A 1007-nucleotide genomic window follows, 5' to 3' on the forward strand; every position below is an offset into this window, starting at 1 on the left:
GACGGACAGCCGTTTAACTACTGGTACGCGGTGGCGTGGGCGGCTATCAATCTTGAGCTCGACCTGGCGAACGAAGTCATTAATGGGTCGAACACCACAACTAACCCGCTGTATTACGACCAGAACGGCATTGATCGCCTGCAAAACCGCGCGCTCAAGACGTTGCGTAACGGCATCAGTTACGGCCTTATTCTGGGTCGCGTTATCGGCGCAAAACTCATTCAGTCTGATTTCAACGCTGAATACGAAAAAGGCTCTTACGCTGGTAACGCTGTGATCAACGCGGTCCCGTTTGCAAACTACTCCAGCCTGAATCCGTCTGATTATCAGGATGGGAAATACAACGGCCTGAGCGCTGTTATCACGCCGCGTCGTGGTTTCGAATCCATCACGTTTAACCTGAACGTCACCAATTTTGTAGGGGCATAAAATGGCAAACCCATTAGTACCGCAGGGATTCCTCAACCGCGTTCGTGGCGCGGTTTCTGTCACTGATGTTCCGGCCCTGAACGTCACCGCGTCGTATCTCGGCAAGGACGGGATCAGCATGCGCCCGGACGGACCGGCTACGGATATCCTTCCGACCATGACCGGCACAGTCGGCAGTCAGGTTCCATATCAGCAGGTCACTTTGACCGTTCATATGCTGCGAACTCAGGGACTGGCGGCGAGCTACCAGCAGCGTTTTGCGACAGATACAGCGCTGGGTGAGGTGGTTGTGACCCCGGATGCAAACACGTTTGGCAACTTCACGCTCCTTAACTGCTACCTGATTAACTTCAACGAAATGCCGTTTAACGGCATGGATGCCGGATACGTGGTAACCATCAGTGGCTACCTCGTCACTAACGACAACATGTGGATTTAACCGTGAAAATCGATAAAAAACTTAATCTGGTTTGCACAGTCAGCCGTGATGACGGATCGCTGGTATACGTCCATACGTCACCGCTTCCTTATGAGGTTGTGGAAGAGCATTGCCTGATGCTCGGCAGCCTGTTTACCAG

At 52.7% G+C, this 1007-nt stretch carries 1 protein-coding gene and 1 pseudogene; both read left to right on the forward strand.

The window, feature by feature from the left end:
- Positions 1-429: pseudogene (locus FDX01_RS04475) on the forward strand (hypothetical protein); the annotation flags it as partial.
- A gap of 1 nt (position 430) precedes the next feature.
- Positions 431-868: a hypothetical protein gene (locus FDX01_RS04480; protein ID WP_137399308.1), complete on the forward strand. Its 438-nt coding sequence runs from the start codon at positions 431-433 to the stop codon at positions 866-868.
- Positions 869-1007: the final 139 nt, after the last annotated feature.

This window comes from Citrobacter sp. wls613, assembly GCF_005281195.1.
In the GTDB taxonomy this organism is placed as follows: domain Bacteria; phylum Pseudomonadota; class Gammaproteobacteria; order Enterobacterales; family Enterobacteriaceae; genus Citrobacter; species Citrobacter gillenii.